The 24,228-nt window shown below is 66.3% G+C and carries 21 protein-coding genes; 14 read left to right on the forward strand and 7 right to left on the reverse strand.

The window, feature by feature from the left end; genetic code table 11:
* Window positions 1-107: 107 nt before the first annotated feature.
* Window positions 108-1,154 (forward strand): hypothetical protein, encoded by a 1,047-nt coding sequence (locus tag G9E11_RS02930; RefSeq protein WP_190602754.1) that lies wholly within the window; start codon window positions 108-110, stop codon window positions 1,152-1,154.
* 361 nt (window positions 1,155-1,515) lie between these two features.
* On the opposite strand, the gene rpsT is transcribed toward G9E11_RS02930, so the two are convergent.
* Window positions 1,516-1,776 (reverse strand): 30S ribosomal protein S20, encoded by a 261-nt coding sequence (gene rpsT / locus G9E11_RS02935; RefSeq protein ID WP_003800822.1) that lies wholly within the window; start codon window positions 1,774-1,776, stop codon window positions 1,516-1,518.
* Between the two features lie 185 nt (window positions 1,777-1,961).
* Window positions 1,962-2,507, reverse strand: coding sequence for a type II toxin-antitoxin system PemK/MazF family toxin (locus tag G9E11_RS02940; protein ID WP_190602756.1), 546 nt, complete (start codon window positions 2,505-2,507; stop codon window positions 1,962-1,964).
* Window positions 2,508-2,686: 179 nt separating this feature from the next.
* On the opposite strand from G9E11_RS02940, the gene lepA reads away from it, so the two are divergent.
* Together lepA and hemW are read left to right on the forward strand one after the other, a co-directional pair.
* Window positions 2,687-4,540, forward strand: a complete 1,854-nt coding sequence (gene lepA / locus G9E11_RS02945) for a translation elongation factor 4 (RefSeq protein WP_180987343.1) — start codon at window positions 2,687-2,689, stop codon at window positions 4,538-4,540.
* A 36-nt stretch (window positions 4,541-4,576) separates the two neighbouring features.
* The gene (gene hemW / locus G9E11_RS02950) at window positions 4,577-5,806 is read left to right on the forward strand and encodes a radical SAM family heme chaperone HemW (protein ID WP_190602758.1); all 1,230 of its coding nucleotides are present in this window, start codon (window positions 4,577-4,579) and stop codon (window positions 5,804-5,806) included.
* 138 nt (window positions 5,807-5,944) lie between these two features.
* Here hemW and G9E11_RS02955 read toward each other — a convergent pair whose 3' ends face one another.
* On the reverse strand, window positions 5,945-6,364 hold the full coding sequence (locus G9E11_RS02955; RefSeq protein ID WP_190602759.1) for a DUF4870 domain-containing protein: 420 nt from the start codon (window positions 6,362-6,364) through the stop codon (window positions 5,945-5,947).
* 138 nt (window positions 6,365-6,502) lie between these two features.
* Complete coding sequence (locus tag G9E11_RS02960) at window positions 6,503-7,357, reverse strand: DUF3097 domain-containing protein (protein WP_190602762.1); 855 nt, start codon at window positions 7,355-7,357, stop codon at window positions 6,503-6,505.
* 211 nt (window positions 7,358-7,568) lie between these two features.
* Between G9E11_RS02960 and hrcA the strand changes: the two genes are divergently transcribed.
* From hrcA to G9E11_RS02975, 3 genes are read left to right on the forward strand one after another with little or no spacing between them, the layout of a single operon-like run.
* Entirely contained in the window at window positions 7,569-8,582 is a 1,014-nt protein-coding gene (gene hrcA / locus G9E11_RS02965; RefSeq protein ID WP_190602763.1) for a heat-inducible transcriptional repressor HrcA, read from the forward strand.
* Window positions 8,583-8,640: 58 nt separating this feature from the next.
* Complete coding sequence (gene dnaJ / locus G9E11_RS02970; RefSeq protein WP_190602765.1) at window positions 8,641-9,768, forward strand: molecular chaperone DnaJ; 1,128 nt, start codon at window positions 8,641-8,643, stop codon at window positions 9,766-9,768.
* Window positions 9,769-9,770: 2 nt separating this feature from the next.
* Entirely contained in the window at window positions 9,771-10,541 is a 771-nt protein-coding gene (locus G9E11_RS02975) for a 16S rRNA (uracil(1498)-N(3))-methyltransferase (protein ID WP_190602767.1), read from the forward strand.
* 83 nt (window positions 10,542-10,624) lie between these two features.
* Here G9E11_RS02975 and G9E11_RS02980 read toward each other — a convergent pair whose 3' ends face one another.
* Window positions 10,625-11,542: a GerMN domain-containing protein gene (locus G9E11_RS02980; RefSeq protein WP_190602769.1), complete on the reverse strand. Its 918-nt coding sequence runs from the start codon at window positions 11,540-11,542 to the stop codon at window positions 10,625-10,627.
* A gap of 344 nt (window positions 11,543-11,886) precedes the next feature.
* Here G9E11_RS02980 and G9E11_RS02985 point away from each other — a divergent pair, with 344 nt between their 5' ends.
* The 5 genes from G9E11_RS02985 (at window position 11,887) to G9E11_RS03005 (ending at window position 17,435) form a co-directional block, all read left to right on the forward strand.
* Window positions 11,887-12,987, forward strand: a complete 1,101-nt coding sequence (locus tag G9E11_RS02985) for a PhoH family protein (protein WP_190602771.1) — start codon at window positions 11,887-11,889, stop codon at window positions 12,985-12,987.
* Window positions 12,971-13,444 carry an rRNA maturation RNase YbeY gene (gene ybeY, locus G9E11_RS02990; RefSeq protein ID WP_102974527.1) on the forward strand — a complete coding sequence of 158 codons (474 nt, stop codon included), beginning with the start codon at window positions 12,971-12,973 and terminating at the stop codon, window positions 13,442-13,444. Before G9E11_RS02985 ends, ybeY begins: the two co-directional genes overlap by 17 nt.
* Window positions 13,441-14,784 carry a hemolysin family protein gene (locus G9E11_RS02995; protein ID WP_190602773.1) on the forward strand — a complete coding sequence of 448 codons (1,344 nt, stop codon included), beginning with the start codon at window positions 13,441-13,443 and terminating at the stop codon, window positions 14,782-14,784. The genes ybeY and G9E11_RS02995 overlap by 4 nt, the downstream gene beginning before the upstream one ends.
* Window positions 14,768-15,727: a GTPase Era gene (era, locus tag G9E11_RS03000; RefSeq protein WP_190602775.1), complete on the forward strand. Its 960-nt coding sequence runs from the start codon at window positions 14,768-14,770 to the stop codon at window positions 15,725-15,727. The genes G9E11_RS02995 and era overlap by 17 nt, the downstream gene beginning before the upstream one ends.
* A 127-nt stretch (window positions 15,728-15,854) precedes the next feature.
* Window positions 15,855-17,435: an LCP family protein gene (locus G9E11_RS03005; protein WP_190602777.1), complete on the forward strand. Its 1,581-nt coding sequence runs from the start codon at window positions 15,855-15,857 to the stop codon at window positions 17,433-17,435.
* Between the two features lie 97 nt (window positions 17,436-17,532).
* Here G9E11_RS03005 and G9E11_RS03010 read toward each other — a convergent pair whose 3' ends face one another.
* Window positions 17,533-19,485: a M13 family metallopeptidase gene (locus G9E11_RS03010; protein WP_190602779.1), complete on the reverse strand. Its 1,953-nt coding sequence runs from the start codon at window positions 19,483-19,485 to the stop codon at window positions 17,533-17,535.
* 251 nt (window positions 19,486-19,736) lie between these two features.
* Between G9E11_RS03010 and leuA the strand changes: the two genes are divergently transcribed.
* From leuA to G9E11_RS03025, 3 genes are all read left to right on the forward strand, one after another.
* On the forward strand, window positions 19,737-21,476 hold the full coding sequence (leuA, locus tag G9E11_RS03015; protein WP_190602781.1) for a 2-isopropylmalate synthase: 1,740 nt from the start codon (window positions 19,737-19,739) through the stop codon (window positions 21,474-21,476).
* A 76-nt stretch (window positions 21,477-21,552) separates the two neighbouring features.
* On the forward strand, window positions 21,553-22,317 hold the full coding sequence (recO, locus tag G9E11_RS03020; RefSeq protein WP_190602783.1) for a DNA repair protein RecO: 765 nt from the start codon (window positions 21,553-21,555) through the stop codon (window positions 22,315-22,317).
* A gap of 2 nt (window positions 22,318-22,319) precedes the next feature.
* Entirely contained in the window at window positions 22,320-23,141 is an 822-nt protein-coding gene (locus G9E11_RS03025; RefSeq protein WP_190602785.1) for an isoprenyl transferase, read from the forward strand.
* A gap of 23 nt (window positions 23,142-23,164) precedes the next feature.
* On the opposite strand, the gene G9E11_RS03030 is transcribed toward G9E11_RS03025, so the two are convergent.
* A complete protein-coding gene (locus G9E11_RS03030; RefSeq protein ID WP_190602787.1) occupies window positions 23,165-24,136 on the reverse strand; it encodes an alpha/beta hydrolase in 972 nt (323 codons plus the stop codon).
* Window positions 24,137-24,228: the final 92 nt, after the last annotated feature.

The raw sequence follows: 24,228 nt of genomic DNA on the forward strand, positions 1-24,228 counted from the left end.
CCCCGGCTTGTAGACCCGAGCCAGCTTGTAGACCCGGCCAGCTTGTGGACCCGGGTCAGCTTGAAGGCTCGGGCCGAGCTTGTAGGCTCGGGGACAAGGGGGCGGTTGTGACTGATGATCTGTTGAGCGGTCCGCGAGGGCGCCGGTTCTGCCTCGGCGTTCTCACAGCAGCGCGCCCGGAAATTTGGACCCTGGCTGCCAGAGCCGCGGAATATCCCCAGGATCATGGACTTGCTCGCGAACTGGCCGAGGCGCTCCGCGGCCCGGCATCCGTAGCGGCCGCTGAATCAGCTGGTGGCGAGGTGCTGCTGGCTGGCCTCACCGAGGCGGTCGACACCGCGCGTTACTGGCAGCATCCTGACGAAACTGACGTCCTCCTCGCACAGCCCGGCATCCGGTTGGCTTTGGGCCTGGTCGCCCATGCCTTGGCTGACTCCCTTGCCGCATGGTGGGGTCCCGGGTTCCTGGACCGGGACCGGCAGTGCTTTGTGCAGTGGACCGACGAACGTATAGGTCTGCCGCCGGATTTCCGCGGGTCAGCCAGAAGGCTGGCCGATTGGAAGGCGGCCGCCCTCGCCGACGAGCGCCAGGCTGCAAAACGGCCAGAGAACCCGGCCGCCAACTGGGGCGGCTGGTGGTGGTCCACGCCGCGACCATCCGAACTGCTGACGACCACCCGGAGCATGCCGGAACTCGGTGCCACTGGTCTCCTGCTCGTCGAGGACGGCCTTGGGTGGAAGCAGGCCACCGTCTGGCCGCTCCTAACGCGGCCGGACTCCCGCGTGTATGAGATCGATGGCCCGGCGGCGTGGACCTGGCTGGCGGCGCGGTACCCAATGGACGTCAGCCTCTCCAAACGCCACGACTGGTGGCGGACCACAGGGATCGCCGGTCCCTGGTTGGTTCCCGATTGGTCTGCCGTTGCTGCCAACTACGACGGCGTCCATCTCACCCTCTGGGGATACCTCACCACCGCCGGACTCGCCTTTGCCGCAAGGCCATCCGCCGGACCGTCAGTTGCAGTGCTTGAGCGGACAGTACTGGCGGGCTGGGATCCCGACGAGACCTACTGGCTCAACGACGTCCTCACGCCGGGCGCCGCGCCCTCGAACTGGCGCAGTGACGGGTACGGTCGCTGGTCAAGCCAGTGTTGAACCAGACGAGTCTTGATCCAAACAAGCCTTGATCCAAACAAGCCTTGATCCAGATAAGTCTTGATCCATACAGTGTTGTACCAGACAGAAGTGGTCCAGACAGAAGTGGTCCAGACAGAAGTGGTCCGAACAGAAGTGGTCCGGACAGAAGTGGTCCGGACAGGGCGGTCAGCCTCAGCAGCCCGGGCAGCCGGCCCGAGGGCCGGAGTCCGGAGTCCGCCGTCGGGAGTCCCGCCGTGGGACGTTCAAGCCGCCGTCGGACGTTTAAGCGTCGGAGGTTAAAGCCGTCGGAAGTTAAATGAGAAGTGGCCGGCACCAATGGTGCCGGCCACAAGCATCAGTTCAGTTGAACTGGAAAACCTTAGAGTGCGTTGACCTTCTTGGAGATCGCCGACTTGCGGTTTGCAGCGTTGTTCTTGTGCAGAACACCCTTGCTGACAGCCTTGTCCAGCTTACGGCTGGCAGAAACGAGCGCAGTAGTAGCAGCTTCCTTGTCGGAGGACTCAACAGCGGTGTTGACGGCGCGGATGGCCGTCTTCAGCTCGGACTTGACTGCGTTGTTGCGCAGGCGAGCCTTCTCGTTGGTCAGGATGCGCTTCTTCTGGGACTTGATATTTGCCACGTGTGAACTCTCTTTGTAATGCGGAAATGGTCTAGAGGGCTTTCAAGCTGGCCTTGACTGAGCGGCGTGGGGATACCTATGGCGGCCAGCCATCAGTGACCGTCGACCTGCACGGACACACAGCTATAAATATTAGCAGGCCGGGGCCATGTGTGGCCATTCCGGGTACGGACGGCGCGCCGCAGTCATGTCCAGCCGTGCAGCCGACGCAACTCGTCCGCCACCAGCCTAAACTTCTTCCGGTCCAGCACGGACCCCTCGCGCCGGATGTCGGCCGGATGGATCTGCAGGACGCGGTCCAGCTTGGCCTCGCTGGGGCGGCCCTGCCTGTCCCACGTCCCTGTGCCGATATCCACGTAGTCACGGCGGCCGTGGGGGTGGCCGTCATGATCCTTGCTGGTCAGCATCAGACCCAGCAGATACCTCCCGCGGCTGCCGACCAGGAGAACCGGCCGGTCCTTGCCCCGCGAATGGTCCTCTTCGAAGGGAACCCACGTCCACACGATCTCGCCGGGGTCCGGGCGCCCGTCCGGGGAGGGGGAGTACTGCAGCGTCGCCGTACCGGTGAAGTCGCCCGGGTAGGTACCTGTGACGCCGGCCGGGGGCCGGGGTGCGTTTCCGGACCTGCCCCGGGCGGGCGCCGCAGTTCGGGCCGCCGGTTGCCTCAGCACGCCGAGGAAGCGGAGCGATGCACGGACGGCGCCGCCGATGGAGGAGAAGTTCAAAGCCATGCGGGCCACCCTACCCTCGGCCTTCGGAGCCGCCGGACCTCCGGGTGTGCAGGCCTCTCAAAATGTACTGCCAGCGCCCGGGACGTGGGAGACTAGAGGTTCAGATATGCGGCAGGCAGCAGGATGGCAGGAGTTCAGCCTGAGCAACGCCGCTGAAATGCCAACAGTAAGGACCCTGCGTGTCTCCCATGGCCCGCACCGCCCCGGTGCCCGCCGCGACAGATCCGGCCATCATTCGGAATTTCTGCATCATCGCGCACATTGACCACGGTAAGTCCACCCTGGCCGACCGCATGCTGCAGTTCACCGGCGTCGTGCAGTCCCGCGACATGAAGGCCCAGTATCTGGACCGCATGGATATCGAGCGAGAGCGCGGCATCACCATCAAGTCCCAGGCTGTCCGCATGCCCTGGGAACTGGGCGGTGTGAACTACGCGCTGAACATGATCGACACCCCGGGCCACGTGGACTTCACCTACGAGGTGTCCCGTTCCCTTGCCGCCTGCGAAGGTGCGGTTCTGCTGGTGGACGCCGCGCAGGGCATCGAGGCCCAGACGCTGGCCAACCTGTACCTGGCGATGGAAAACGATCTCACCATCATCCCGGTCCTGAACAAGATCGACCTGCCGGCCGCCCAGCCGGAGAAGTACGCCGCCGAACTGGCCAGCCTGATCGGCGGCGATCCTGAGGACGTGCTGCTGGTCTCCGGCAAGACCGGCGTGGGCGTCGAGGCGCTGCTGGACAAGATCGTGCGCGACCTGCCCGCACCCGTCGGCGACCCGGACGCACCTGCCCGGGCCATGATCTTCGACTCCGTCTACGACACCTACCGCGGCGTGGTCACTTACGTCCGTGTGGTGGACGGCATGCTGCACCCGCGTGAGCGCATCCAGATGATGTCCACCAAGGCCAGCCACGAGCTCCTGGAAATCGGCGTCAGCTCCCCGGAGCCGACGCCCTCCAAGGGCCTCGGCGTCGGCGAGGTGGGCTACCTCATCACCGGAGTGAAGGACGTCCGCCAGTCGAAGGTGGGCGACACCGTCACCAATCTCGCCAAGCCCGCGTCGGAATCACTGAGCGGCTACGCGGATCCCAAGCCGATGGTGTTCTCGGGCCTCTACCCCCTCGACGGCACCGACTACCCGGTACTGCGCGACGCGCTGGACAAGCTCAAGCTCAACGACGCAGCCCTGATCTACGAACCGGAAACCTCCGCGGCCCTCGGCTTCGGCTTCCGCGTGGGCTTCCTCGGTCTTCTGCACCTGGAGATTGTCCGTGAACGCCTTGAACGCGAATTCAACCTGGACCTGATCTCCACGGCGCCCAACGTGGTCTACGAGGTCACGCTCGAGGACAAGAACGTGATCACTGTGACGAACCCCAGCGAGTTCCCCTCAGGGAAGATCAACGAGGTCCGCGAACCCATGGTGGCCGCGACAATCCTCGCCCCCAACGAGTTCGTCGGCGCCATCATGGAGCTCTGCCAGGGCCGCCGCGGCGTCATGCGCGGCATGGACTACCTGTCCGAGGACCGGGTGGAACTGCGGTACTGGATGCCGCTGGCCGAGATCGTCTTCGACTTCTTCGACCTGCTCAAATCCAAGACGCGCGGCTACGCCTCGCTGGACTGGAAGGCCGACGGCGAACAGGTCGCCGACCTGGTCAAGGTGGACATCCTGCTCCAGGGCGAACAGGTGGACGCCTTCAGCGCCATCACCCACAAGGACAAGGCCTACGCCTACGGTGTGATGATGACCGGCAAGCTGCGCGAGCTCATCCCGCGCCAGCAGTTCGAAGTGCCGATCCAGGCGGCCATCGGGTCCCGGATCATCGCCCGTGAGTCCATCCGCGCCATCCGCAAGGACGTTCTCGCCAAGTGCTACGGCGGCGACATCTCCCGTAAGCGCAAACTGCTGGAAAAGCAGAAGGAAGGCAAGAAGCGCATGAAGATGGTGGGGCGCGTGGAAGTGCCGCAGGAAGCCTTCATCGCAGCCCTGACTACCGACGAATCCAAGGACAAGGCCAAGAAGTAGTGACGACCGTGGCCGGAACCTCCGGAGGCCGCACCCATGCCTAGCGTTCTTCCCCTGGGCGACCCCGCACCGTCGGACGGCCTGCTGCCGCAGCAGGCCGCGGAGGGTGCGGCCGCCCGGGCCTTCGGGCTCTACGTGCACATCCCGTTCTGCGCCGTGCGCTGCGGTTACTGCGACTTCAACACCTACACCGCAACCGAGCTCGGCGGCGGCGCGTCCCAGGACGCATACGCCTCCACCGCCATCTCGGAAGTGGACTTTGCCGCGCGGGTCCTGAAGGAATCGGGGCTGCCCGCCCGGAAGCTGGGCACCGTCTTTTTCGGCGGCGGCACGCCCACGCTCCTGCCGGCAGAGGACCTGGCCAGAATTCTTCGCGCCGCCATAGACACGTGGGGGATCGAACCCGGCGCCGAGGTGACCACCGAGGCCAACCCGGACTCCGTCACGCCGGAATCCCTGCAGCTGCTTGCCGATGCAGGCTTCACGCGGGTGTCCTTCGGCATGCAGTCCGCCGTGCCCCACGTGCTGAAGGTCCTGGACCGAACCCACACGCCGAGCCGTGTTCCGCTCGTGGTGCAGTGGGCGCGCGACGCCGGGCTCGCCGTCAGCCTGGACCTGATCTACGGAACGCCGGGGGAGTCCCTCGAGGACTGGCGCTTTTCGCTCGAAACCGCCCTGTCGTACCAGCCGGACCACATCAGCGCCTACGCGCTGATCATCGAGGACGGCACCAAGCTCGCCGCCCAGATCCGCCGCGGCGAAGTTCCCGGAATCGACGACGACGACCATGCCGACAAGTACGAACTCGCCGATAAGATGATCACCGACGCCGGCCTGCACTGGTACGAGGTCAGCAACTGGTCCGCGACGCCGGAGCAGGCGTGCCGCCACAACCTCGCCTACTGGCGCGGGGATGACTGGTGGGGCATCGGCCCGGGAGCGCACTCGCACATGGGCGGGGTGCGCTGGTGGAACGTCAAGCACCCCACCGCCTATGCCGGACGGCTCGGCTCAGGCGTCTCGCCGGCGGCAGGGCGGGAAACGCTCGATGCCGAAACCCGGGGCGTCGAAAAGGTCATGCTGGAAGCCCGGCTTTTCTCGGGGCTCGAGACCGCTGCCCTGTCGCCGGCTGGCAGGAAGGCCGTGGCCGGACTGATCGCGGACGGCCTCGTGGTGCCCGAGGACGCCTTCCAGGGCCGCCTGGTTCTCACGCTGAAGGGCCGCCTCCTGGCGGATGCCGTGGTCCGCAGGATCCTGCCGGACTAGCCACGACAACAGACAAAGCAACGCGAGGTCAGTTACAGCCCAATCCGCCAAGGATATTGGGCTGTAACTCCCCGCCCGCACCCTAACCTCGCAAGCTCGGCCAGGGAACCCTGCGGGCGTGGGCCCACTTAGCTCTGGTTACTTGATCCAGCGGAGGTTGTACGGGTACCGGTGCGGCTGGCCCTTGTTGACGTGGACACCGGCGGACACTGCGAAGCAGGTCAGCGCAATCCAGATGAGTGTGGCCAGGACGGCGAACAGATTGCCGACGACGGGAAGCAGCACCAGCAGGTTGGCCACGAAGGCCGCAATCGTCGGCGGCAACGTGAAGTTGAGGGCTTCCTTGGACTCCTGCGCGGTGAACGGACCGCGGTCGCGGAAGATGAGGTAAATCAACAGGGCCGGAACACAGCCGAGAATGCCGCCGAAGTGCGCCAGGGTGGCCCACTGCCGGTCCTCGCTGGCGGTGAGCGGAAGCGCATTCGCCGGAACGCCATGGTACTGGGGCAGGTCCTGGCCGGACTGTGGGTCCCTGCGGTCGTGAGCGTCTTGTGCCACGGTGTCTTCCTTAAGCTTGCGTTGGTGCGATAGTGCCTTGGCGCCGGGGCCGCGGTGCGGTGCCGCCGTACCAAGGATACCGGGCCGTAGGGGCAACCGCGGGCTCAACGCCGAACCAGGGGAGCGTAGCGATCGAAATTAGGGCACTGTTAGGAAATCGATGACCTCTTCCACCCGGCCCAGCAGGGCGGGCTCAAGGTCGGCGTAGGTGCGCACGGCGCCGAGGAGCTTCTGCCAGCCGAGGCCGACGTCCTCCTTGGTCTCGTGCGGCCAGCCGAAAGCGGTGAGGATACCGGTCTTCCAGTCCGTACCGCGCGGCACCACGGGCCACTGCGGAATGCCGAGCACCGAGGGCCGGATCGCCTGCCAGACGTCGACGTACGGGTGGCCTACGATCAGTACATTCCCGGCGGCACCGGGGGACGCCATTACGGCGTCGGCGATCCTGGACTCCTTGGAATTTGGGACCAGATGGTCCACCAGAACGCCCAGCCTGCGGCCGGGGCCGGGGCGGAAGGAGGCGACGGCCGCCGTCAGGTCATCGATGCCGTGCAGGGGCTCGACGACGATGCCCTCCACCCGGAGGTCGTCGCCCCAGACTTTTTCCACGAGTTCTGCATCGTGCTTGCCTTCAACCCAGATCCGGCTGGCCTTGGCCACCTGCGCGCGCTGCCCTTCCACTCGCACCGAACCCGAGGCCGTCCGTCCGGCCGTGCCCGATCCTGCGGGCTTCGCCTTGGGGGCCGGGGGCATCAGGCGGATCGGCTGGCCGTCCAGGAGGAATCCGAAACCAAGCTTGAAGGACCGGGATTTTCCGCGGCGGTCTTCGAGCGCCACGACGTGCATGCCGCCGGATTTCTCCACGCGGGTCACTGCGCCCACCCAGCCGGACTGGACGTCCTCGAGCACCATGCCGCGCTCGACGGGTACCTCGGGCAGGCTCTTCTTCGCCGGCGCTGTCATGTCCTGCGGGCCCCAGGTCTGGTACTGCATTCGTTCACCGCTCTGCACTAGGAAGGAGCCGCTCCGGCCGCGGGCATGCCACCGGGGGACAGGCGCCCGGAATTTCGCCCGGAGCGGTACCAATGCTAACAACGCGGCGACTCATATTAGACTTGTTAGCACTTAGGCATGTCGAGTGCTAACCACAGCGTTTACGGGCGGGACTAACGCCGGGGCGGTAACGGCCAAAAGGAGGTGGACTGTGAGCGAACCACGGAAGCTTGAGGTGCTGCGCGCCATCGTGGAGGACTATGTCCATTCCCGCGAACCGGTCGGCTCCAAGGCTCTGGTGGAGCGGCACCATCTGGGAGTCTCCAGCGCCACCATCCGCAACGACATGGCGGCTCTGGAGGACGAGGGCCTCATCACGGCCCCGCACACCAGCGCAGGCAGGATTCCCACGGACAAGGGTTACCGCCTGTTCGTCGACCAGATTTCGGCGGTCAAGCCGCTCTCGCCGGCGGAGAAGCGTGCCATTCAGACCCTGCTCGAGGGGTCAGAGGACCTTGACGACGTCCTGGACCGGACGGCGCGGCTCCTGTCCCAGCTGACCAACCAGGTCGCCGTCGTGCAGTACCCGCACCTGAGCCGCGCCGTGGTCCGGCACATCGAATTCGTGCTGCTGGCGCCGCGGAAGGTGCTGATCGTGCTGATCGCCGATTCCGGCAAGGTCGACCAGCGCGTCGTCGACGCCGGACAGGACCTGTCAGACGACACCCTTGCCGCTTTGCGCACCCGGTTCCTTACTGGTGTGGCCGGAACTCCGGTGGCCATCCTGCCCCAGCACCTGGCCGCCGTCGTGGCCGGCTGCACGCCCGCCGAGCGCCCCGTGGCCATGGCCCTGGGCAAGGGACTGGAGGGCCTGTCCCACAACAGCCGGGAAGACCGCATGGTCCTGGCCGGAACGGCCAACCTGGCGCGGTCCAACGTGGACTTCCCGCTCAGCATTGGGCCTGTCCTTGAGGCCCTTGAGGAGCAGGTGGTAATGCTGCGGCTCCTGAGCGACATGGCACAGGATCCGCGCGGCGTGGCCGTCAGCATTGGCCGCGAAAACCCCTACGACGGGCTGGCCGAGGCGTCGGTGGTGGCCACCGGCTACGGCCCCGACGCCACCGCCAAGGTGGGTATCCTTGGCCCCACCCGGATGGACTATCCCACCACCATGGCCGCCGTCCGCGCGGTGGCCCGCTACCTTTCGAGGATTCTGGGCCCGTGACCGCACGCCCCGGACATCCTTTGACCACAGGCAGTACAACCAGGAAGAGATACGAACTTTGAGCAGCCACTACGACGTTCTTGGAGTCTCCGCTGAAGCCACCGGCGAGGAGATCAAAAAGGCCTACCGAAAGCTGGCCCGCTCGCTTCACCCGGACGTCAACCCCGGGGAAGACGCCGCCGAACGGTTCAAGGCCGTTACCCACGCCTATGAGGTGCTGTCCGATCCGCAGAAGCGCAGGGTCTACGACACCACCGGCAATGAGAACGGGACGGACAACGGCTTTGGCGGCGGCGGTTATGCCGGCCAGGGCTTCGCGTTCCAGGACATCTTCGACACCTTCTTCGGCGCCGGCGGCACCTCTGGCCCCGCGTCCCGCGTCCGCCGCGGCCAGGACGCGCTCATCAGCGTGCGGATCGACCTGCGCGATGCCGTCTTCGGCGTCAACAAGAAGCTGGAAGTGGACACGGCCGTCACCTGCCCCACCTGCGAAGGGTCCTGCTGCCGCGAGGGCAGCCACCCGGAACGCTGCGACATCTGCGGCGGCAGTGGCCAGGTGCAGCGGGCGGTCCGTTCCATCCTCGGCCAGGTCATGACCGCCGCTCCCTGCGGCTCGTGCGAGGGCTTCGGCACCGTCATCAAGGACCCCTGCAACGAGTGCAGCGGCCAGGGCCGCATCCGCAGCCGCCGCTCCCTGACCATCAAGGTCCCGGCCGGTGTGGCCACCGGCACGCGGATCCAGCTCTCCGGCCAAGGCGAGGCCGGCCCCGCGGGCGGACCGTCCGGCGACCTCTACGTGGAAATCCGCGTCAACAACGACCCCACATATGTCCGCGAGGGCGACGATCTCCACGCGACGCTGAACATTCCCATGACCGCCGCTGCCCTCGGCACGGAAGTGAACCTGGAAACCTTCGACGGCAAGCAGGAGATCGACGTCAAGGCGGGCACCCAGTCCGGAGAGATCATCACCCTGCGCGGCCTCGGCGTCACCCACCTGCGCGGCTACGGCCGCGGCGACCTCAAGGTCCACCTGCAGGTGGAAACGCCTTCCAAGCTCGACCCCGCCCAGGAGGACCTGCTCCGGCAGCTGGCCAAGCTCCGCGGTGAGCAGTTCTCGGAGGGCAAGCTCGCGGCCGGCGGCGGTGTCTTCGCCAAGCTGCGGGACCGCCTCGGTAACCTGTAGCGGTGAGCAACCCCGTATTCTTCACCCCGGCCGGCGCGCTGGACAGCACTGTTCCCGGTTCGCTGTTCGTCCTGGACGGTGCCGAGGCCCGGCACGCGGTCACCGTGAAGCGCCTGGCGGTGGGGGAGCAGGTTGACATGGCTGACGGCGCCGGCAAGCGCATCACCGGAACCGTGACGGAAGCTGCCCCCGCCGAGCTGACGGTCGAATGCGCCTCCGTCAGTGTGGAACCGCGGCCGGATATCCGCCTCGTTCTGGTGCAGGCCCTTGCCAAAGGTGACCGGGACGAATTGGCGATCGAAACCGCCACGGAGCTGGGCATCGACGCAGTAATTCCGTGGCAGTCGGAACGCTCCATCGTCCGCTGGAAGGGTGACCGGGCAGCAAAGGCGCACGGCAAGTGGCAGTCCGCCGTCACGGCCGCCGCCAAGCAGGCGCGCCGCGCCTGGATTCCCGAGGTGAGGCCCGCCGTCGACACCCGGGCGCTGGCCAAGGAAGTGGCGGACGCCGGCCTTGCCGTGATTCTGCACGAAGACGCGGTGACACCGCTGCGGCGGGTCCTGGGCAAGTGGTCGGAGGAGCGTCAGGAGGCGTCGGACCCCGGCGAGGTCCTCCTCATCGTTGGTCCCGAAGGGGGCATCAGCCCCCGCGAGGTCACCAGGCTGTGCAGCGCCGGGGCGGTCACGGCGCTGCTGGGACCGCACGTCCTGCGGTCATCGACGGCGGGACCGGCCGGCGTCGTGGTGGCCAGCGACGTCCTGGGCCGGTGGTAATCCATACGGATGGTAAATCCAGGCCGCTGGTGAGTCCAGGCTGCAGGTAACTTCAGCCACCGAACGGTTCGCTGACGGGACCGCTAGCGAACAGTGAACCCCCGTGAGTCCACGTTGAGTTCGTCCTCGGGCTTACCCGGGCCGCTCTGGGAGACGCGCACCTCGTAGTTGCCGGGCGCAAGGTTCACGGTGATGCCGAAGACCCCGGACGCGGCGGGATCCGCTGCGGCCGTGGCTTCCCCGGTCAGGTAGCTTTCCTTGTCGCCGTTGTCCTGGACCTTGAGGATTCGCCAGTGGAGTTTGCCGTTGGGGACGGTGCTTCGTCCGGCGATCTTGACCCGTCCGTCGCCGACTTCGGTGCCCTGCTGCGGATCGATGATCCACACCGGTGCCACCATTCCGACGCTGCGGGACGTGGGGGCACCGAGCTTCACATGTTTGAACGCCAGGTAATCGGTGTGCCCGTCCACCAGGATCACCACTTCGATCTGCTGGCCGGAGTCGATCAGGCCCGAGCTGGCCCCGGCGGCCGTCGCGGTGTAGACCAGTTGCTGGATGGCCCGCTGGGCCATGTCAGCGTCGAGGTTGCTGTTGAAGGCATCCGCGGAAACGTCCACGGTAATGACATTGGTGCCCGAGATCGACGTCGCGAGGTTCTTGGGGTTCTGCCACGGCGTGAAGTAGTCCGGATCCAGCGGCGTCTCCGACATCATGGCCCGCAGGGCGCGCGTGATCGGGTTCTCATCGTCCGGAACGTCGCGGAACTCGCGGTACAGGAAGACGTTGCTGTTGCTTCGCCCGATCCAGTAAACGGGCGCCTTGTTCGAGGACTGCGTTGTTTCCAGCGGCGCGCTGGTAGTCGGAACGCCGTCCGTGCCGGCGGCCCGGCGGGACGAGGAGGTCGGAGAGTTGGCGGATGTCACCGCAGGATCGGGATCGGCAATGCATCCGGACAGCAGCAGGGCAGCCGGGAGCAGCGCGGACAGCAGCACGGAGCGCATCCGCGGTACTTTCCGGCCCGGAGTTCCTGGCTGACTGATGCTGGCGATCCCTTCGAATGAGCAGTGCTTGCGGGCACGCCGGACCGTTGCCGGCGGGCTCCTTGTCCAGCATTACACGAGACTTTGGGGCACACTGTGCCTTTCGGGGCAGGCGGCCGAACTGCAACGGGAACGATATGAGGCCGATACAAAGTTGATATCTAATTGCGGGAACGCGTTACAGAATTGCGGTCCGCCGTGACCTTTCCGGACGGCAGGCCAGGGCGTCCGCTGGCGTAAGATGTGAAGACACAATTGAGTTATTTTTCCGAACTGGAGGGAACTTAAGGCCCCAGGCCGTCACCATGACTGAATCAGCAAACGGAAAGCGCCGCCTCAATACGGGGGACCGCACCACGGGCGAATTCCCCCATACTCTCCCCGGTGTCCGGACGGAGGTGGTCATCTTCGATAACTCTGATCAGATGGTGCAGTCGCTGGGCAGCCACGACGAGGCCCTCCGCTTCATCGAGGACCAGTTCCCGGCCGTCAGTTTCCACGTCCGCGGCAACGAACTCTCCATCAACGGACCCGCGGCCGATGTTCCGCGGATCATGCGCCTGCTCCACGAGGTCCGGGGGCTCGTGGCCCGCGGCACGGTGATCACGCCGGCAGTGCTCCAGCAACTGGTGTCGCTGCTCCGCAGCCAGTCCCTGCAGAACCCGGTCGAGGTGCTGACCCACGACATCCTGTCCAGCCGCGGCAAGACCATCCGGCCCAAAACACTGAACCAGAAGAACTATGTGGACGCCATCGACGCGAACACGGTGATCTTCGGGATCGGTCCCGCCGGTACCGGCAAGACCTACTTGGCGGTGGCCAAGGCGGTGCAGGCCCTGCAGCAGAAGGAAGTCAGCCGGATCATCCTCACCCGTCCCGCCGTCGAAGCGGGCGAACGGCTGGGTTTCCTCCCCGGCACGCTCAGCGACAAGATCGACCCGTACCTGCGGCCGCTGTACGACGCGCTGCACGACATGATGGACCCCGAGTCCATTCCCCGGCTGATGGCGGCCGGAACCATCGAGGTCGCTCCGCTGGCCTACATGAGGGGCCGGACGCTGAACGACGCCTTCATCATCCTCGACGAGGCGCAGAACACCACGCCGGAACAGATGAAGATGTTCCTGACCCGCCTCGGCTTCGGCTCCAAGATGGTGGTCACCGGCGACGTGACGCAGGTGGACCTTCCGTTCGGAACCCGCTCCGGCCTGCGCATTGTTGAGGAAATCCTCACCGGAATTGACGACGTCAGCTTCTCCGTTCTGGACGCCACCGACGTGGTCCGCCACCGTCTGGTGGGGGATATCGTCAACGCCTACGGCATCTGGGACGAAGCACAACGCAACCGGGTCAAGCATTCCGTTCCCCGGGAACGACGGGAGAGCACGCATGAGCATCGAAGTTAACAACGAATCCGGCATCCAGGTGGACGAACCCCGGCTGGTGGCCTTGGCACGCTTTATCTTCGAGCAGCTGTACATCCATCCGCAGGCGGAACTGTCCATTCTGCTGGTGGACGAGCCGGCCATGGAGAAGCTGCACATCGAGCTCATGGATGAGCCGGGAGCCACCGACGTGCTCTCAGTCCCCATGGATGAGCTGACCCCGGGAACCCCGGACAAGCCCACCCCGCAGGGAATGCTTGGCGACATCGCGATCTGCCCGCAAGTAGCCGAGGTCCAGGCCCGCAACGCCGGGCACTCCACGCAGGACGAGATGCTGCTGCTGACCACGCACGGAATCCTCCACCTGCTCGGCTATGACCATGCCGAACCGGAGGAGAAGGCAGAAATGTTCGGCCTGCAGCGCGAACTGCTGACGGCATTCACCGGCAAAGAAGCACCGGCCGAGACCACCCAGTGACCTCCCTGCTCCTTGTCTGCATGGCGCTGGCGTTTCTCGGTGCCGCAGCGCTGCTGACTGCTGCCGAGGCGGCGTTCAGCTTTCTTCCGCGCCACGACGCCGAACAGGCGGTGCAGGGTAGCCGGGGGCCGGCGCTGCGGAGGATCCTGGATCAGCCGATGACGCACATGCGTGCCCTGCGTTTCTGGCGGATCTGGTTCGAGACGGCCTCCGCGGTGGCCGTGGCTGTGCTCCTCTACAGCGTGCTGGACAACGTCTGGCTGGCCGGCCTGGCCGCGACAGGCATCATGGCGGTCCTCGGGTTTGTGCTGGTGGGCGTCTCGCCGCGCCAGCTGGGCCGCTCGCATCCGGCCGGCGTGGCGCAGTACTCTGCGTCACTGGTCCGGTTCCTTGCCTGGATACTCGGCCCGATCCCCGCGTGGCTGGTCCGGCTGGGCAGTGCCGTGGCCCCGGGTTCGCCCAACGGTGACGACTCGTACTTCAGCGAGGAGGAGTTCCGCGAACTGGTTGACCGGGCCACTGAGTCGGACATGATCGAGGACAATGAGGCAGAACTCATCCAGTCCGTGTTCGAGTTCGGCGACACCCTGGTCCGCGCCGTCATGGTGCCCCGGACTGACATCCTGACCATCGACGCCGGTTCAAGCCTGCACAGCGCGATGGCTCTGTTCCTGCGGTCGGGGTATTCCAGGATCCCTGTCATCGGGGAGAGCACAGACCAGATCCTGGGCATCATCTACCTCAAGGATGTGGCCGCCGCGATCCACGGCATGGATCCGGAGGCCGAACCTCCCATAGTGGACGTGCTGGCCCGCGAGGTCCGCTACGTGCCGGATTCCAAGCCGGTAAGCGACCTCCTGCGGGAACTCCAGAAGGAATCCACGCACGTGGCCATCGTCATCGACGAGTACGGCGGGACGGCAGGGCTGGTGACGCTGGAGGACCTCATCGAAGAGCTGGTCGGCGAAATCGTCGATGAATACGATTCTGAGGGCGCCGCCGTCGTCGACCTCGGCGACGGCACGTACCGGGTGAGCGCCCGGATGGGGATCGACGACCTCGGTGAGCTGTTCGGCATCGAACTGGACGACGACGAGGTGGACACCGTGGGCGGCCTGCTGGCCAAGGCCCTCGGCCGGGTCCCGATCGTGGGCAGTGCCGTGGATATCGACGGCGTTTCGCTGCGCGCCGAGCGGCTCGAGGGCCGCCGGAACCGCGTCAGCCACATCATTGCGGGCGCCGCGCCGAAAGGCCCCGTTCCAAACAATACTGACCTTGAAGAACTTCTCGACGAGGCCGAATCAATGCAACAGGGAGTTCCACGTGAGCAAGCAGAATAAGGCCGACGGCGGCGAACCGTTCGGCGGGTACCACGCCGGATTCTCGGTGCTGGTGGGCCGGCCCAATGCCGGCAAGTCCACCCTCACCAACGCGCTGGTGGGCAAGAAGGTGGCCATCACGTCCGCCAAGCCCCAGACCACGCGGCACACAATCCGCGGAATCGTCCACCGCGAGGACGCCCAGCTGATCCTCGTGGACACCCCCGGCCTGCACCGGCCCCGCACACTGCTGGGCAAGCGTCTTAACGACCTCGTTGCCGACACGCTTTCAGAGGTGGACGCGATCGGGTTCTGCATCCCTGCCAACGAGAAGATCGGCCCCGGTGACAAGTTCATCGCCGCCCAGCTTGCCGCCGTGGGGCGCAAGCCGGTGATTGCCCTCGTCACCAAGACCGACCTGGTGGACCGGCAGGCCCTGACGGAGCAACTGCTGGCCGTCGCCGAGCTCGGCAGGGAAGTGCTGGGCGAGGAAGGCTGGAAGGACATCGTTCCGGTCTCGGCCGCGGACGGGTTCCAGGTGGGCACGGTGGCGGACGTCCTGATCAGCCACATGCCGCCGTCGCCGCCGCTCTATCCGGACGGCGAGCTGACCGATGAGCCCGAGGCCGTCATGGTGGCCGAACTCATCCGCGAGGCTGCGCTGGAGGGTGTGCGCGACGAGCTGCCGCACTCACTGGCCGTGGTGGTCGAGGAGATCGTTCCCCGGGAGGGCCGGACCGAGGACAACCCGCTCCTCGACGTCCGCGTCAACCTCTACGTGGAGCGCCCTTCCCAGAAGGCCATCATTATCGGCAAGGGAGGAAGCCGCCTGCGGGAGGTCGGCACCAACGCGCGGAAGGGCATTGAGGCGCTCCTGGGCACCCGCATCTACCTCGACCTGCACGTCAAGGTGGCCAAGGACTGGCAGCGCGATCCCAAGCAGTTGGTGAAGCTCGGGTTCTGACCCGCCGACGCCAGCGCGCCAAGGCTAACGCCTGCGCGCCGGGCCGGGAAGGCCGGATGTCCGGTGTTTTCCCAGAAACGGCTACTAAAATAGGCCGGATCCCATTTTTTCGAGGAAGGTACACCCTGTGGTGCGACGCCGCGACAACCGCGCCCAAGGACCGGGCACACCCGCCCGTTCCGAGCCAGCTGCCCGGCATGCCGAGGACGCCCGGCTGGGCGCTGCCCGGCACCTGAACGTCCGCCACATGCCCGCGTGGCTCAAGGTGACCACCGCCGTGGTTGCTGTGGTCCTGGCCGGCGGCCTCGCTTTTGCCGGCTACTGGTACTTCAGGCTGCAGTCCAACATCTCCACTGCCGCGCTCGGTGCCGGAAGCAGCCACACCGACGCCACGGACGATGCCACCGGCAGGCTGCAGATCCTGATCCTGGGGTCCGACACCCGCGACGGCAAGAACTCGAATTACGGCAGTACCGAGGATTCCACCGGCTACGGCAATTCCGACGTCATGATGCTCATGGACATCTCGGAGGACAACAAGCGGGTCAACGTGATCAGCTTCCCCCGCGACCTGTTGGTGGACATCCCCAAGTGCACCGACCAAAAGACCGGCAAGCAGTACCCGGCCCGCAGCGGCATCATGATCAACGAAGCCATGAAGGAGGCCGGCATCGGCTGCGCGGTGGACACCGTCAACAAGCTGACGGGCATGGAGATTGACCACTTCATGATGGCCGACTTCAACGCCGTCAAGGAACTGTCGAACGCCGTGGGCGGCGTCGAGGTGTGCATCAGCGACGCCGTCTACGACCCCGACTCGCGGCTGAAGTTGCCCAAGGGAACATCCCAGGTACAGGGCGAACAGGCCCTCGCCTTCCTCCGCACCCGCCACGCGTTCGCTGACGGCGGCGACCTCGGCCGCATCAGGGCCCAGCAGGGCTTCCTGTCGTCCCTGACCCGCAAGATCAAGGATGACGGCACCCTCTCCAACCCGGCGCGGCTCCTGAACATCGCCGACGTCATCACCAAGAACCTCACCGTCGACGACGGGCTCGCCTCGGTACCGGCGATGGTCACCATCGGCAACCGGCTGAAGACGATCGACGTCGGCAAGGTCGCCTTTGTGGCGACACCGACCGTCCCTGCGGCCAGCGATCCCAACCGGCTCGAAGCTGCGCAGCCGGCCGCCTCGCAGCTGTTCGCCGCTCTGCGGAAGGACGTCGACCTGACCGACCCGGACGGGAAGGAAACCCCGTCGCCGTCGGCCACGCCCAAGCCTTCGGCGAGCTCCACGCCGTCGGCCACACCCAAGCCCACAGCGACGGCGGCGCCGTATGACAAGGCGCTGCAGCCCATCACCGTGGCAAACGGAACCGGTTCGCCCACCCGGACCCAGGAAATCGTTGAGGCCGTGGTGGCCGGCGGCTTCACCCAGGTGGGGCAGTTGGAGGCCGACACCACTACAAAGACCATGGTGTACTACGGACCCGAGTTCGCGGATGTCGCCGCCGATGTTGCTGCCCTGTTCGGTATTCCGGCCGCCCAGGTGGCGCCATCGTCCGGCGTCGCGGGCGTGCAGCTATACCTCGGCTCCGACTTTCCGTCCGGAACCAAGTTCGGCAAGACCACCGTGCCCAAGGACATCGTCAACCAGACAGCCAGCGACACCGTCTGCCAGCAGGCTAACCCCGAGCTGATCGTGCATTAGCTGATCGTGCATTAGCTGATCGTGCATTAGCTGGCTGCGGTTTTGTTGCAAAGAAAATGCCGGGCCGCCCCGAACGGGCGGCCCGGCATTTCTGCATTCACCAGATGCTGACGCGCTCCGCCGGGGGCATCCACATCCCGTCCTCCTCCGTGACGCCGAACGCGGCGTGGAAGGAGTCGAGGTTCTTCGCGATGGCGTTGGTGCGGAACTCGTTGGGGGAGTGCGGGTCCGTGGCCAGCCGGCGGATGGCCTCCTCGGTGCGGATCACCTGGCGCCAGCCGGCGGCCCAGGAAGCGAAGAAGCGCTGTTCACCCGTCAGCCCGTCGAGCACCTCCGGTTCCTGGCCGTCAAGGCTGAGGCGGTAGGCCTTGTGCGCGATGGTGAGCCCGCCCAAGTCGCCGATGTTTTCGCCCAGCGTGAGCTTGCCGTTGACGTTGTGACCGGGCGCGGCGTAAGGGGTCAGCGCATTGAACTGGTCCACGAGCCGGCCGGTCAGGGCTTCGAAGGCCTTGCGGTCGTCCTCAGTCCACCAGTTACGCAGCTCGCCCTTGCCGTCGAACTGCGAGCCCTGGTCATCGAAGCCGTGGCCGATCTCGTGCCCGATCACGGCCCCGATGCCGCCATAGTTCACCGCATCGTCGGCGTCGGCGGTGAAGAACGGCGGCTGGAGGATGGCCGCCGGGAAGACAACCTCATTCAGCATCGGGTGGTAGTAGGCATTGACGGTCTGCGGCGTCATGAGCCACTTGTTGAGGTCCACCGGCTTGCCCACCTCGTCAAGGTGCCGGTCGACGTCGGCGTTGTGGGCCCGTTCGACGTTCCCCAGCAGGTCGGCGGCGTCGATCACCACTGCCGAGTAGTCGATCCACTCGTCCGGGAAGCCGATCTTTGCGCGGAACGCCCCCAGCTTCCGGAGCGCCTCGGCCTTGGTGTCCTCGCCCATCCATTCCAGCCCGCTGATGCTCTGCCGGTAGGCCTCGATCAGGTTCGCCACGAGGGTCTGCATGCGGGCCTTGTGGCCCTCCGGAAAGTGCCGGGCCACATAGATCTGGCCAACGGCCTCGCCCAGTGCGGCCTCGACGACGGCGACGCCCCGCTTCCAGCGGTCCTTGTTCCGCGGGGTGCCGCTGATGGTGGTGCCGTAGAAGGCGAAGTTCGTGTCCACAAAGGCGGACGACAGGTAGGGGGCCGCCGAGTTGATGACCCGCAGGGCAAGCCATTCCTGCCACACCGGCAGTGACTCCGAGGCCAGCAGTGCGGCGGCGCCGGCAAAGAAGTCAGGGGTGCTGACCACGATCTCCTGCCGCTTCTCCGGGGCGATGTCCGCGGCCTCAAACCACGTGTCCAGCAGCGGGAACAGCTCGCGTGCCTCGTCCGCCGACTTCAGGTTGTAGGTCTTCTGCGGGTCACGGAGCTTGACGTTGTCCCAGTGGTGCGAGGCGAGGGCGGTCTCCAGTGCCACCACCCGGGCCGCGGCCTCTTCGGGATCGGCCACGCCGGCCAGGCCGAACATGGTACCCACGTACTCCCGGTAGGACTGCACCACGGGGGCGAATTTCTCCTCGCGGTAATAGGACTCATCGGGGAGCCCGAGGCCGCCCTGCCCCGTGTAGAGCAGAACGCGGTCCGGGTTGCCGGCATCGGGTGCCGGGTAGATGTAGAAAAGTCCTGACACGTCGGCACGGAAGAGCCGGCCGGCCAGCGCCAGCAGCTCGTCAATGCTGGCCGTGGCGAAAACATCGGCCAGTCGTCGGCGGATGGGGTCCATGCCCCTGGCCTCGACGGCTGCCTCATCCATGAAGCTGCTGTAGAGGTCGCCGATCTTCCGCTCGATGCCGCTGGCTTCGGACCCCTTGGCCGCGGCTTCCTCGATGATTTCCCGGACCGCCAGTTCGGAGCCGTCCCGCAGGGCCGTAAATGTGCCTTCCAGCGCACGGTCGTCAGGGATGGTGGTGTCCTTCAGCCAGGCACCGTTCACATGCTGGTAGAGGTCGTCCTGTGGCCTCACGCTGCGGTCGATGTTTGACAGGGCGATCCCCGAAATTGGCACAGGAGCTCCTTTGATGACGGGCTGCGGCCGGCACTTTCACCGGTACAGCGTCTGCATGGTGGACGTTGCTGGAGGTGTTGCCCCTTCATCTTACGCACCCGTGTTACTGTGAAATGGTGCGTGCAGAGCTCCTTCTTCTTAGCTGCCGCGGCGAGGCCTCAGACGCGATCTAGCGCAAGGCCCACCCTCGTCGCGGAGTCCGTGTTGCCCGGCCACCCTTTCACTCAGGAATCACAGAAAAGGCCAGATTAATGCGAAACGCACAGAAGCCCTCGGGAATGCCGGTCCACCGCTACATCCCCTTCCAGGACCAGATCAAGGTCGACCTGCCGGACCGCACCTGGCCGGACAAGATCATCACCACGGCCCCTCGCTGGTGCGCAGTTGATCTGCGGGACGGCAACCAGGCGCTGATCGACCCCATGAGCCCGGCCCGCAAAATGAAGATGTTCGACCTGCTGGTCCGGATGGGCTACAAGGAGATCGAGGTCGGCTTCCCCTCCGCGTCCCAGACCGACTTCGACTTCGTCCGCCAGCTGATCGAGGGCAACCACATCCCGGATGACGTCACCATCCAGGTGCTGACCCAGGCCCGCGAACACCTCATCGAACGGACCTACGAGTCGCTGGTGGGCGCCAAGCAGGCCATCGTGCACCTGTACAACTCCACGTCCGTCCTGCAGCGCCGTGTGGTGTTCAACCAGGACGAGGACGGCATCCTGGACATCGCCCTGCAGGGCGCCCGACTCTGCAAGAAGTATGAAGAAACACTGGGCGACACCCACATCACCTACGAGTACTCGCCGGAGTCCTTTACGGGCACCGAGCTGGAGTACGCGGTGCGCGTCTGCAACGCTGTCGCCGACGTCTTTGAGGCGTCAGCCGACCGCCAGGTGATCATCAACCTGCCCGCCACGGTGGAGATGGCCACCCCGAACGTCTATGCGGACTCCATCGAGTGGATGAGCCGGCACCTGCACCCGCGCGAGGGCATCATCCTCTCCCTGCACCCGCACAACGACCGCGGCACCGGTGTGGCTGCGGCCGAGCTGGGCTACCAGGCCGGTGCCGACCGCATCGAGGGCTGCCTGTTCGGCAATGGCGAGCGGACTGGCAACGTGGACCTGGTGACGCTCGGCCTGAACATGTTCGTGCAGGGCGTTGACCCGATGATCGACTTCTCCGACATCGACGACGTACGGCGCACCGTGGAGTACTGCAACCAGCTGCCCGTGGCGGAGCGTGCACCCTACGGCGGTGACCTCGTCTTCACCGCGTTCTCCGGGTCCCACCAGGATGCCATCAAGAAGGGCCTCGAAGCCCTGGAGAAGGATGCGGCAGCCGCGGGCAAGGACGTCAGCGACGTCACCTGGCAGGTGCCCTACCTGCCGGTGGACCCGAAGGACCTCGGCCGCAGCTACGAGGCCGTGATCCGCGTCAACTCCCAGTCCGGTAAGGGCGGCGTGGCCTATCTGCTGAAGAGCGAGCACAGCCTGGACCTGCCGCGGCGGGCGCAGATCGAATTCTCCGGCGTCATCCAGAAGCGCACGGACACTGTGGGCGGCGAGGTCAGCGGTGCACAGCTGTGGCAGCTGTTCCAGGACGAGTACCTGCCCTCCGCCAAGGCGGAAAGCCAGTGGGGCCGGTACTCCCTCGGCTCGGTGAAAACCGAAACCGATGAGGACGGCTCCATGACCCTGCACGCCTCGCTGGGTGTGGACGGCACCCACGTCAACCGCACGGGAACCGGCAACGGCCCCATCGCCGCGCTGCTGGACATCCTCGGCCAGGACGGGGTGGACGTGCGGGTGCTGGACTACAGCGAGCACGCCCTGTCTGAAGGCGGCAGCGCCCTCGCCGCGGCCTACGTTGAGTGCGCCGTGGGGGAGCGCGTCCTGTGGGGGGTCGGCGTCGATGCCAACACCAGCACCTCTGCGCTGAAGGCAGTCATTTCCGCCGTGAACCGGGCCATCCGGGACGCCCAGGCCTGAGCTTCCTGACAGCTGCGCCGCCGGTCCACGCCGGCGGCGCAGCTGTTTCGGCGGCTCAGCTGTTTTCAATGAGTCAATGGGAAGATTAAGCGTGGTCCAATCATTTGAAGCGCGCAGCTACCGCGACGACGCCGTGGTGCTGCGCACCCACAAGCTGGGCGAGGCGGACCGCATCATCACCCTGCTGACCAAGCACCACGGCCAGGTCAGGGCGGTGGCCAGGGGGATCCGGCGGACCACCAGCCGCTTCGGCGCCCGCCTGGAGCCCTTCATGGTGGCGGACCTGCAGCTCGTGTCCGGCAAGACGCTCGACATCGTGACGCAGGCCGTCGCGAAAGGCGCGTACGGGGGCAACATCGCCGCCGACTATGGGCGTTACACGGTGGCTGCGGCCATGACCGAAACCGCCGAGAAGCTGACCGACGTCGACGGCGAAGCCGGGACGGCCCAGTACAACCTGCTGGTCGGCGCCTTGGCCTCCCTGAGCCGCGGGGACCACGCCCCGGAGCTGATCCTGGATTCCTACCTGCTGCGGGCCCTGTCAACCGGCGGCTGGGCGCCCAGCTTTACGGACTGTGCGCGCTGCGGCGCGCCCGGACCGCACACCGCCTTCTCCGCTCCGCTGGGCGGCATGGTCTGCGGCGACTGCCGCCCGCCGGGGTCCCCGGCCCCGGCGCCCGAGACGGTCTCCCTGCTCGGTGCGCTGCTCACCGGGAACTGGCCGACGGCGGATGCCTCCCTTCCGCTGCACCGCAGGGAATCCGCGGGGTTGGTGGCAAGCTATTTGCAGTGGCACCTCGAGCGTGTCCTGAAATCCCTCAAACATGTGGAGCGTACCTAACAGTGTCCTTGGGAAAGAAGACCAGCCCTGCCCGGCGCCGCACCGCTCCGGTGGTGGCCCCGTACCCGCACTCCTCGGGGGCGGTTCCGCCGTCGATTCCGGCCGAGTTCGTGCCCCGGCACGTGGCCATCGTAATGGACGGCAACGGCAGGTGGGCCAACCAGCGCGGACTGCCGCGCATCGAGGGCCACAAGGCCGGGGAGCCCGCACTGCTGGACGTCGTGGCCGGTGCCATTGAACTCGGCATCGAGTACGTCAGCGTGTACGCCTTCTCCACGGAGAACTGGCGCCGGTCTCCTGAGGAAGTCCGCTTCCTGATGGGGTTCAACAAGGAGGTGCTGCGCAGGCAGCGCAACCAGCTGGACGAGTGGGGCGTGCGGATCCGCTGGTCCGGCAGGCGTCCGCGGCTCTGGGGCTCGGTGATCCGCGAACTGGAAGAGGCGGAGGCGTACACCGCCGGAAACAGCACCTGCACGCTGACCATGTGCGTGAACTACGGCGGCCGGGCGGAAATCGCGGACGCGGTGTCCGCCATCGCCCGGGACGTGGCCGACGGCAGGCTCAAGCCCGGGGCCATCACCGAGAAGACGATCCAAAAGTACCTCGACGAGCCGGACCTTCCCGACGTCGACCTTTTCCTCCGCAGTTCCGGTGAACAGCGGCTGTCCAACTTCATGCTGTGGCAGTCGGCGTACGCGGAGTTCGTCTTCCTGGACACCCTGTGGCCCGACGTCGACCGCCGAACCCTCTGGGACGCAGTGGAGATCTATGCCCAGCGGGACCGCCGGTACGGCGGGGCAGTGGACGCCGCCCAGGCCCTCTAGGTACTGGACACCCTGTACCCGGATCAGGCGGCGTAACCCCTGATCCATTGGGCCAGGCGCCGGTAGGCGTCGGCCCGCACTTCGGCGCGGGACAGGAACACGTCGTGAAGGGCTCCGTCGATGCGCTCCACGGTGACGCTCCGGCCCAGCGACAAGGCACGCGCGGCAATGGTGTTAACGTCCAGCACGGCGTCCGTGCGGCGCATTTCCTCATTCCACAGCATGCCGTTCTCGCTTGCCGCCGAGAGCAGGACCAGGATGGGGACTTCGATGCCCAGGCCGCGTGCCACCTTGGCCTGCCCGGCGAGGATGGCACTGAGCCAGGCCGCACGCACCGGAAAGGCCAGGGGCGGCCGGAAGGCAGGGTCCAGCGTCCACTCGCCTTCTGCGGAACTGCTGATGCTCCGCCAGTAGAAGCCGCGCTCCGGCAGCCTGATCACCGCCTCCGGCCGCAGGCGGGCGATCGGCTCCACCATGGTCCAGGCCGCCCGCCGGACCAGGGCGCTGCCGTGCATTTCGAGCCAGGGACTGTTCAGAACCAGCTGGGAAACGGCGCCGGGGTTGCGGCTGGCCCACAGGGCCGCCACGAGACCGCCCGTGGAATGGCCCATGAGCGCGAGCTGCGCGGGTCCTGCACCGCCGGACTCGGCGATCATGCCGGCCGCGGTGCCGATCTCGGCGTCGTAGTTTCCCAGATCTGCGACGTAGCCGCCATGGGTGCCCGGCTGAAGGCTGCGGCCGTGGTTGTGCATGTCCAGGGCAAAGAATTCGAAGCCCTGCGCGTCCCAGAACCGCGCCAGCTCAATGTTGAAGAAGTAGTCGCTCCAACCGTGCAGGAAGAGCACTGCCTGGCGGGGCCCGGCGGCACGGACGTCCGGACCGTCCGGTGCAGTGAAGCGGACCAGCGTGGCCCGGCGGCGGACGCCGTCCCCGCCCCTGGCTTCGAAGGCGCAGGACTCGAAGCCAGGCCCCAGGATGTCGCTCTGCCACTCCATGGCACCAGCGTAGGCTTTCCGGTCCGGGCCCGGGTGGTGTTGGGTCAGCCCGGTTTGGTCTGCAGGTAGGAATTTGGTCTGCACCCGCGAAG

The organism is Arthrobacter ipis, assembly GCF_014694315.1.
In the GTDB taxonomy this organism is placed as follows: domain Bacteria; phylum Actinomycetota; class Actinomycetes; order Actinomycetales; family Micrococcaceae; genus Arthrobacter; species Arthrobacter ipis.